Below are 9174 nucleotides of genomic sequence, written 5' to 3'. Positions count from 1 at the left end.
GGTCGCCGGACGCTGTAGCCGTGTCGGTGCCCAGGGAGACGGCGCCGACGGAAGCGGGAGCGCCGGAAGCGGGAGCGCCGGAACACCGCCGCCGCCGGACCGCCGAGGAGACTCGGAAGCTGATCGTCGACGCGGCCGGTGTCGCGTTCGCGACCCGGCCGTACCGCGAGATCACGCTCAAGGACATCGCCGAGGATGCCGGGGTCAGCGCCTCGCTGATCATCAAGTACTTCGGCTCCAAGGAGCAGTTGTTCGAGGAACTGATCGATTTCCACAGCGGCGCCGAAACACTGTTCGACGCGCCCGTGGAACGACTCGGCGAGCACATGGTGTCGTTGCTCGCGCGACCGAGCGAGCCCTATCGTCCGCTGTCGATGAACATCCTGTTCATGAGCGGGACCAGCGAGGAGAGCAACCGCACCCTGCGGGAGAACTACTCGACGCAGATGATCGACGCGCTCGCCGCGCGTCTGCCCGGCCCGGACGCGCGGCTGCGGGCGGAGCTGGCGATGTCGATGGTGATGGGACTGGCGATCATGCGGCGCCGGATGATGCGAGAGCTCGCGACCGGGACGGTCGACGACGTGCTGCCGTTGTACGCGCCTCTGGTGCAGAAACTGCTCGACGGCGAGTGAAAAAGCTCTCACACCTTGTGAGGTAAATGACCGTTCACCTACAGTGGTGAACAATTATTTACTACAGGCAAGGAGTTTCTGATGACTCAGGCATCGGTTCTCCCCTTGCGCATCCGCTTCCCGCGCACAGACCGGTTGTCCTCACCAGTAGTCGCACCTTCCCGCACGACCGCCCCCGACGGCGGCTCGTCGCGTTTCGTCTTCCCGATTCTCGCCGTCGGCGCGGTGTTCCAGGCCATCATGCAGACGGTCATGGTTCCGCTGTTGCCGAGCATGCCGGCCCTCACCGGTGCCGGCGCCACCGCCGCGTCCTGGCTGCTGACCACGACACTGCTGGTCGGCGCCATCATGACTCCCATCTTCGGTCGCCTCGCCGACATGATCGGCAAGAAGCGGATGCTCGTCACCGCCTTCGCACTCATGACGCTGGGCTCCCTGATCTGCGCGCTGACCTCGCAGATCGGCCTGCTCATCCTGGCCCGCGGGCTGCAGGGAGCCGGTGCCGCGGTGCTGCCCATCGGCATGTCGATCCTCCGGGACGAACTGCCCCGGGAGCGCGTCGACCGTGCCGTCGCCGTGCTCAGCGCCACCCTCGGTATCGGTACCGCCGTCGGTATCCCGTTCGCCGCGACCATCGTGGAGTACGCCGACTGGCACGTGCTCTTCTGGGTCACCACTGCGATCGGCGCCGGTGTGCTCGCCGCGGCAGTGATCTTCATCCGCGAATCCCGAACCCGCACCGGCGGCCGCTTCGACGCCGTCGGCGCCGTCGGTCTCACCGGGGCCCTGGTGTGCCTGCTGGTGCCGATCACCCAGGGCAGCACGTGGGGGTGGACCAGTCCCGCGGTGCTGACGATGTTCGCGACCGCGATCGTGCTCTTCCTGCTGTGGGGTATGCAGCAGCTGCGCAACGGAAACCCCCTCGTCGACCTGCGTGTCTCCGCGAAGCGGGCGGTCCTGGTCCCGCACCTGACGGCGCTCGTCGTCGGTTTCGCGTTCTACGGCAACACGCTCATCACCACTCAGCTGCTGCAGGCCTCGCCCGAACAGGGAGCCGGCTACGGGCTGACGATCCTGCAGGCCGCGCTGTGCCAGCTGCCCGCGAGTTTCGCGATGATGATCTTCGCGCTCGTCGCGGCGCGCGTCGCGGACCGGTTCGGCGCACGCGCCGCGATGTTCGGTGGTGCGCTGTTCCTCATCGCGGGGTATGCCGTCCATGCCGTGCCGGACAAGCCGGTCTGGACGGTCGTCGCCGCGGTGTTCGTCGCCGCGGTCGGCACCACCTTCGTCTACTGCACGCTGCCGCTGCTCATCCTCGGTGCGGTCCCGGCCACGCAGAATGCCGCCGCCAACGGCGTGAACGTGCTGCTGCGCACCGTCGGCAGCACCGTGTGCAGCGCGACGGTCGCCTCGATCCTCGCTGCGTACACCCTGGCCGGCGGGATCTCGGGCACCGGATTCACGCTCGCCTACCTCGCGTGCGGGGCATGCGCGGTGATCGTGTTCGCCGCCGCCTTCGCGCTGCCGGCACGCGGGCGTCGCAGCTGCATCGCCTGATCACAGCGAACAACCACTCGGCCCCCCGTTCCCCCGTCCGATTCGATCGAACCGGCGGAGGAACGGGGGCCGAGTGGATTCGGGATCCGGCCGGATCAGTGGTGTCCGACGCCCAGATCGCGCGGCCGGTAACCGACCGGATAGCCCGGATACGTGCGGTTCTGCGGGTTCTTCGCCGACACCGACGCCCGGCGCTTCGGCAGCAGGCGCACCAGTGCCGACCGCGCACGCAGTGCCGACTCGGCGATCGCCCGCGACCGCGGCGATCCCTGCTCGAATCCGAACGCCGTCGCCATCTGCTCGTCGATCAGCGCATACACCGCCGACGCGACGACCGGCCGGAGCACCGACGGGTACCACGACTCGAACAGCCGCAGCGTGTACGTGCCGATCTTGTTGTTGGAGTCGCTGTAGACGAACTTCGTCCGCTCGTACTCCGTCTTGAAACGGTGGAACTCCTGGAAGGACTCCGGGATGTCCTTGATGCCCATCCGGATCCCGACCTGGCGGTAGAAGTGGAACGAGGCGAGGCGCTCGTTCGGATGCAGCCGCCGCCAGCCGTACCGGTCGATCCAGTCCAACGGGTCGTAGATGAACGTCGACAGGACATACAGCATGTCGTCGTTGTCGATCGTGTACATCCCGTGCATCCGGTTGATGTTGCGCAGCGACTCGCGGCCCCGATCGGAGTCGTAGCCGTGCTCGATCAGCTCGGCCATCAGCAGCGACGTGTCGTCGTACCGCTTCTGCGGTCGCTTCTCGAACTCCCCGGTGCGCGCCAGCAAGTCGGAGATCGTCGGCACGCAGTAGGTGCGGAACAGAGCGAACTCGAGCGAGCGCTGGTAGTCCCACGGGAACTCGTAGCCCGCCGTGATGCGCATGATGTCCTGATGGTGGGTGACGGGGTCGAGACCCTCGATCACCCTCAGCCACCCGAGGCGCCCGCGCTTCGGATGCGGATCACGATCGGGCGCAGGGAACGAACCCGCCTTCTCGATGCGGGCCGCGGGCACCGCCGCGACCGCGGGCTTGCGGGTGCGGCGGGTGGACGGACGTGTCGTGGTCACGCGATCACCGACCGTGCATGTACTTGAGCATGGCGGCGGAGATCTTCATGTCCCGCTCGGACCGCTCGAGCGACATCAGGTTCAGAGGAGCCTTGAACTTCTCGACCGTGACGGCCTTCGGGCGGCTGAACTCGCGCAGGCCGTCGGCACCGTGGATACGGCCGAAACCGGACTCGCCGATGCCACCGAACGGCAGCGACGGGATGCCCGCGAAACCGAGGACCGAGTTCACCGACACCATGCCGTTGTTCAGGCGTTCGGCGATCGCGCGACCCCGCGACTTGCTCTTGGTGAAGATCGACGCGCCGAGACCGTAGCTGGTGCCGTTCGCGCGCTCCACGGCCTCGTCGAGGTCGCGCACCTTGTTGACGACGACGGTCGGGCCGAACGTCTCCTCACACACCGCGCTGGACGTCTCCGGCACGTTCGTGAGGATCACCGGCTCGACGTACCGCTCCTTGACGGACTCGGGGCCGCCGACGACGGCGGTGCCGCCCTTGGCGAGGGCGTCCTCGACGTGGCTGCGCACGACGTCGATCTGGCGCGGCAGGGTCATCGGGCCGTAGGTGGAATCGTCCGTGCCGCCGGGGACGGCCCGCTCGACGGCCGCGACGAACTTGTCCAGGAACTGCTGGTAGACCGACTCGACGACGTAGACGCGCTCGACGCCGGCGCAGGTCTGGCCGGCGTTGCCGAAGGCACCGAACGCGGCGAACTGCACGGCCTTGTCCAGGTCGGCGTCCGCGGCGACGATCATCGCGTCCTTGCCGCCGCACTCGGCGACGAGCGGGGTGAGGGTTTCGGCGCACACTGCCATGACCTTGCGGGCGGTCGGGCCGGAACCGGTGAACGCGATCTTGTCCACGCCGGAGCGGGCGAGTGCCGCGCCCGTCTCACCGAGACCGGTGATCACCTGGAAGACCGGCTGGGTCGGGGCGATCGAGTTCCACTTGGTCTCGAGCCACTTGCCGACGCCGGGCGTGAGTTCGCTGGGCTTGAACACGATGGCGTTGCCGGCGGCGAGGGCGTACGAGATCGAACCCATCGGGGTGTACACCGGGTAGTTCCACGGCCCGATGACGCCGACGACGCCGAGCGCCTTGTATTCGAGCGTCGCCGCCTGGTTGAAGCTCGCGAGGCCGGACGGCACCTTGCGCGCCTTGAGAACCTTCTTCGCGTTCTTCGCCGCCCAGTCGAGATGCTCGATGGCGAGCATCACTTCGAGAAACGCGTCGCCGTGCGGCTTTCCGGTCTCGGCAGAGACGACGCTCGCGAGCGAGTCGGCGTCCACCGCGATGGCCTTCTTGAATTCGAGCAGCCAGTCGCGGCGGCCGCGGAAGCCCTGAGCGTCCCACCAGCGGGCGGCGGTCCGAGCGCGTTCGACCGCGCCGGCGACGTCTGCGGTGGTGGCGATCGGATATTCGGCGAGCACATTGCCGTTGCGCGGATCGAGGCTGGCGAACGTAGTGGCCGCCTCTCCTGTCGTCTCGGTGGGGGTCAGTTCCTGGGTCATTGGCGCCGCTTCCTTGGCCGAGCGCATCACATATATTTGATGCGATTCCTGGTAATGCGTTTCACACTAGGCTGCGCGTCCCGCGTCGACAACCCCTCGTGGGCAGGTGTGGCCGTATTCGCCCGATCCGGGAGCGCGAAAAGGCGAAATGACAACCGGCTACGCCCTATTCGCCTGTTGCCCGCGATCGGATCGTTGCGCGAGAGAAGGATGAGGAGAGGCGATGGCTGCACCCACACGCACGTCCCGCGGCACGGGATCGGCGCGACGGCCGCAACTGTCCGACGAGGTCGCGGCGCATCTGCGCGGGTCGATCATGTCCGGTGAACTCCGTCCCGGCGACTTCGTCCGGCTCGACGAAACCGCCTCCGACCTGGGCGTCAGCGTCACGCCCGTGCGCGAGGCGCTGCTGACGCTGCGGGGGGAGGGGATGGTGGAGTCGGTCCCCAACCGCGGGTACGTCGTCGCACCGTTCGGGTCCGGCGACGTCGCCGACGTCTTCTGGTTGCAGGGGCGCATCGCGGTGGAGCTGGCTCTCCGCGTCGTCGATCGTGCGAAGGAGGCCGATCTCGATCGCCTGGACGAGCTCAATCAGGCTCTGGCTGCGGCGGTTTCGTCGTCCCGGGGTGGGGATCCGGACGTCGAGCGAATCGCGGATGCCGAGTTCGTCTTCCATCGGGAACTCAACCGCCTCGCGCACAGTCCGAAGCTGGCCTGGTTCCTCGGCAGCGCCGCCCGCAACACCCCGTACCGCCTCTACGCAGGGGATATCGGGTGGGGCGAGCGGGCCGTCGAATCGCATCGGCGCCTGATCGCCGCTCTGCGTACCCGCGACCGCGACGCCGTGCGAGGCGAAACCCTGTCCCTGTTCGACGACGCCGCGAAGCGCCTCGTGACGCATCTCGAGCGCGTCGGTTTCGGGTCCGCGGAGTAGGGCCGTTCGACCCCTTGTGAAATCTGCACACACCTGTGCACAATATTGGGTGACCGTGTAGCACTCGGAATTTCGCTGAGAAGAGGACGAACCGATGGGGACCCGTACGGAAGAGCGTGTCGAAACGTCCGCGCCGGAAACGCCGGCGGCGGTGCCGCCGATCCCGCCCGGCTCGGTGAACCTGAACGACTTCGTCGGTGAGTCCATGCTGCTCCTCGGCGCCGGCGCCACCGTGCTGCTGCAGCTCGCCGAGCGTGGGGTCGGGTACGGCGTCGCCGACCACAGCACGACCCTGCAGCGGCCGCTCGACCGTCTGCGCACCACGATGACCTACGTCTACGCCGTCACCCTCGGCACCGAGGAGGAGAAGAAGGCGATCGTCCGGCTGGTCAACAAGGCCCACGTGCCGGTGCGCTCGGAGACCTACAGCGCATTCGATCCCGAGCTGCAGTTGTGGGTCGCGGCAACGCTGTACCGCAACGGTCTGAACATGTACGAGCGCTTCTTCGGGAAGCTGTCCGACGCCGACGCCGAGCGCATCTACCGGCAGTCCGCGGTCTACGGCACCGCGCTGCAGGTCAAGGAAGAGATGTGGCCGGCGACCCGGGCCGAGTTCGACGCCTACTGGGACGAGAAGATCTCAACCCTCCAGGTCGACGACAAGGTCCGCGCGTACACCCGCGTGCTGCTCAGCGGCGGCGACTCGCCGTTGCCGGTGCGCCTCGCCATGCCGCTGCAGCGGTTCCTCACGATCGGCCTTCTGCCGCAGCGTATCCGGGACGAGTTCGCGCTCCCGTGGAGTCCCCGCGACCAGCGCCGCTTCGACCGTCTCATGGCCACGATCGGAGCCGTCTACGTCAAGGTGCCCCGTCCGATCCGGCAGCTGTCGGCGACCTACTACCTGCGCGACATGCGCCGCCGCTTCGCCGCCGACAAGCACATCATCTGATCGTCGGACGTTGCGCTCGCCTCGGCGAGGTCCCGCGCACTACCGGGTAACGGGAGTCGACATCCGGTCCGGCCGGATGTCGGCCCCCACCAACGGGTTTCAGAGAGCGACGTCGCGCTCGAGGCCGAACCAGTAGTGCTCGCCGTTGTCGAAGACCAGCCGGCCCTTGCCGTTCATCACGCCGATCAGCGTGTCGTCGTCGACCTTCTTGAAGTGGTCGAAGATCGGCATGCCGTCGTACACCATGGTCGCGGTGACCTCACCGCGGAACCGCACCTCCCACAGCGACGCGCCGCCGCGACCGGTGGCCTTGTCGGAGAAGAGGTTTCCGTCTTCGTCGTAGCACAGCAACGGCTGGGCGCTCTCGGCGGAGGCGAACGACTTGCCGTACCAGCGTGCCGCGCCCAGCATCTGGTGCGTGTGGTGACCGGTGTCGAAACTGAATCCGCGCCACCGATATCCGACCAGATCGTCGATCGTGGCCGGTTCGAGTCGGTCCCACACCGCGTCGAGTTCACGCGGATCGATGCGATCCGTGCGGGCACGCAGGGCCGCGACGTCCTCCTGGACCGTCATCCCAAACTCCTTCACTGTTCGAATGTCAGTACCGCTTTGACGACTTCGCCCGCCTCGACCGCGGCGAGTGCGTCGCCGAACTTCTCGAACGGGAACGTCCGAACCAGCGCGTCCACCGGGAACCGGCCCTCGCGCCACCACCGGGCGAGTTGTGGCAGGAACACGTGCGGATCGCTGTCACCCTCGATGACCCCGGTCAGGGTGCGACCGCTGAGCAGGTGCGTCTGGTCGACGGTGATCGGGTTGCGTCCCGCGCGCAGGCCCAGCGTGGCGCACGTTCCGGGACTGGCCAGCGACGACAGCGCCTGCCGGATCACCGTCTCGGACCCGACCGACTCGACCGCGAAATCGGCTCCGCCTCCGGTCAGTTCGCGGATTCGTCGCGCCGTGTTCTCGTCCGGGGACAGGACGGTGGTCGCGCCCAGTTGCCCCGCGACGTCGTGCCGCCGCGGATTCGGATCGATTCCGACGATCGTGGTGCATCCGGCGATCTTCGCCGCCGCGATCGCGGCCATGCCGACCGCACCGAGCCCGAACACCGCGATCGACGAGCCGGGCTCGGGTCGCAGCGTGTTCAGTACCGTGCCGGCGCCGGTCTGCAGGCCGCAGCCGAGGGGCCCCGCGAGCGCCACCGGCACGTCGTCGGGCAGGCGCACGGCGTTGCGCGCGGTCGCGACCGCCAGCGACGAGAACGACGACTGCCCGAACCAGTTGCCGTGGACGGGTTCGCCCGCGGCGTCGTGCATCGTGGTGCTGCCGTCGGGTCGGCGGCCCCCGTAGTTGAGGGGTGCGAACCGGGTGCAGTAGGCGGGTCGACCGCGGCTGCAGTTGCGGCACGTACGACACGAGTCGAATCCGAGGACCACCGCGTCGCCGACCGCGAGTTCGGTGACCTCCGAGCCGATCTCGGCGACGATGCCGGCGCCTTCGTGCCCGAGCACCGCGGGCAGCGGCAGGGGAACACCACCGTCGGCGGCGGTGAGGTCGGTGTGACAGATGCCGACGCCCGCGATGCGCACGAGCACTTCGTCGGGGCGCAGGTCCGGGACGGTGACGGTTTCGAGGGCGGGGGCGCTGCCGTGCGCGCGCAGCACCGCCGCGGTCGCGGTGCGGGTCATGCGCCGGCCTGCCCGGTGTTGTCGCCGAGCAGGACGGCAAGCATCAACTGCTGCACGCGCTTCAGGTTCGACGGAGCCGGATCGAATCGCACGAGCCGGCCGCTGTCGAGGACCAGATTGAGGGCCGCGTGGACGAGGAAACGGCACTCGACCGCGGACAGTTCGGGCCGCACCTCACCGACCAGGCGGGCCCACTCGTCGACGTGCAGCCGCTGCACGTTGCGAAGGTCCGCGCGATGGGAGTCGGGCAGATTCCCGATCTCGGCGAAGTACACCGACATCAGCTCGCTGCGTTCGAACGCCAATCGCACGTAGACCTCGGTGAGCGCGTCGATCGCTTCGGACGGAGTCGTGGACTCGGCGAGCGCCGAACCGACGGCGACGGCCAGCCGGTCGGCGGCCCGGTGGAAGGCCGCGGCGAGCAGATCCGCCTTGCTGGCGAAGTGCCGGTAGACGCCGGAGGCGTTGATACCCGCGGCCGCACCGATCTCCTCGATGCTCACCTCGTGGTACCCGTGGGCATCGAACAGGAGGATCGCCTCGCGCAGGAGCACCTCACGCCGGTTGGCGACCGCGAGTCCCGGACCCCGCGTGGGCTCGTCCGTCTGCGGCTCGTCCGGCTCGAGTTCGGTGCCGATCACGGCATGGCACGCGCCGAGCAGCAGCTGCTCGAGCCGGCGGCTCGCGAGGGGAGCCCGATGGGCGGTGATGGAGCCGATGACGCTGAGCACCGCGCTGCTGAGCAGCACGTAGTCGGACCTGGCCAGGCCGGGCCGGACCCCGGCGATCGTCTCGCCGATGCGGCTGTTGATGTCCCGCATCATG

At 68.3% G+C, this 9174-nt stretch carries 9 protein-coding genes; 4 read left to right on the top strand and 5 right to left on the bottom strand.

All coding sequences use genetic code 11. From position 1 onward, the window contains the following. Positions 1–119: 119 nt before the first annotated feature. Both I0Q12_RS28550 and I0Q12_RS28545 read left to right on the top strand, forming a co-directional pair. Positions 120–635, top strand: coding sequence for a TetR/AcrR family transcriptional regulator (locus I0Q12_RS28550; RefSeq protein WP_231611642.1), 516 nt, complete (start codon positions 120–122; stop codon positions 633–635). An 81-nt stretch (positions 636–716) separates the two neighbouring features. Then, positions 717–2192, top strand: a complete 1476-nt coding sequence (locus tag I0Q12_RS28545) for an MFS transporter (protein WP_197256971.1) — start codon at positions 717–719, stop codon at positions 2190–2192. Positions 2193–2287: 95 nt separating this feature from the next. Here the strand turns inward: I0Q12_RS28545 and I0Q12_RS28540 are convergent, their stop codons facing one another. Together I0Q12_RS28540 and I0Q12_RS28535 are read right to left on the bottom strand one after the other, a co-directional pair. Beyond that, complete coding sequence (locus I0Q12_RS28540; RefSeq protein ID WP_374068825.1) at positions 2288–3190, bottom strand: oxygenase MpaB family protein; 903 nt, start codon at positions 3188–3190, stop codon at positions 2288–2290. Positions 3191–3263: 73 nt separating this feature from the next. Then, complete coding sequence (locus I0Q12_RS28535; RefSeq protein ID WP_197256968.1) at positions 3264–4772, bottom strand: aldehyde dehydrogenase family protein; 1509 nt, start codon at positions 4770–4772, stop codon at positions 3264–3266. 223 nt (positions 4773–4995) lie between these two features. Here I0Q12_RS28535 and I0Q12_RS28530 point away from each other — a divergent pair, with 223 nt between their 5' ends. Together I0Q12_RS28530 and I0Q12_RS28525 are read left to right on the top strand one after the other, a co-directional pair. Continuing rightward, entirely contained in the window at positions 4996–5706 is a 711-nt protein-coding gene (locus I0Q12_RS28530) for a GntR family transcriptional regulator (protein WP_197256966.1), read from the top strand. Positions 5707–5800: 94 nt separating this feature from the next. Continuing rightward, positions 5801–6655 carry an oxygenase MpaB family protein gene (locus I0Q12_RS28525; RefSeq protein WP_197256964.1) on the top strand — a complete coding sequence of 285 codons (855 nt, stop codon included), beginning with the start codon at positions 5801–5803 and terminating at the stop codon, positions 6653–6655. Between the two features lie 99 nt (positions 6656–6754). Here I0Q12_RS28525 and I0Q12_RS28520 read toward each other — a convergent pair whose 3' ends face one another. From I0Q12_RS28520 to I0Q12_RS28510, 3 genes are all read right to left on the bottom strand, one after another. Continuing rightward, positions 6755–7231, bottom strand: coding sequence for a DUF4334 domain-containing protein (locus I0Q12_RS28520; RefSeq protein WP_197256962.1), 477 nt, complete (start codon positions 7229–7231; stop codon positions 6755–6757). 11 nt (positions 7232–7242) lie between these two features. After that, entirely contained in the window at positions 7243–8349 is a 1107-nt protein-coding gene (locus tag I0Q12_RS28515) for an NAD(P)-dependent alcohol dehydrogenase (protein WP_197256960.1), read from the bottom strand. Next, on the bottom strand, positions 8346–9174 hold an 829-nt coding region (locus I0Q12_RS28510; RefSeq protein WP_197256958.1), incomplete at its 5' end, for a TetR/AcrR family transcriptional regulator. The genes I0Q12_RS28510 and I0Q12_RS28515, both read right to left, overlap by 4 nt.

The sequence above is a fragment of the Rhodococcus sp. CX genome, assembly GCF_015865005.1.
Taxonomy (GTDB): domain Bacteria; phylum Actinomycetota; class Actinomycetes; order Mycobacteriales; family Mycobacteriaceae; genus Rhodococcus.
The sequence above is the reverse complement of the archived record's forward strand: the minus strand, read 5'-3'. Positions and strand labels throughout refer to the sequence as shown.

What these genes read in the sequence shown, in the direction of transcription:
- I0Q12_RS28545 (WP_197256971.1), top strand. Translation starts at nt 717, where the DNA reads ATGACTCAGGCATCGGTTCTCCCCTTGCGCATCCGCTTCCCGCGCACA.
- I0Q12_RS28535 (WP_197256968.1), bottom strand. Translation starts at nt 4,772, where the DNA reads ATGACCCAGGAACTGACCCCCACCGAGACGACAGGAGAGGCGGCCACT.
- I0Q12_RS28530 (WP_197256966.1), top strand. Translation starts at nt 4,996, where the DNA reads ATGGCTGCACCCACACGCACGTCCCGCGGCACGGGATCGGCGCGACGG.
- I0Q12_RS28525 (WP_197256964.1), top strand. Translation starts at nt 5,801, where the DNA reads ATGGGGACCCGTACGGAAGAGCGTGTCGAAACGTCCGCGCCGGAAACG.
- I0Q12_RS28520 (WP_197256962.1), bottom strand. Translation starts at nt 7,231, where the DNA reads ATGACGGTCCAGGAGGACGTCGCGGCCCTGCGTGCCCGCACGGATCGC.
- I0Q12_RS28515 (WP_197256960.1), bottom strand. Translation starts at nt 8,349, where the DNA reads ATGACCCGCACCGCGACCGCGGCGGTGCTGCGCGCGCACGGCAGCGCC.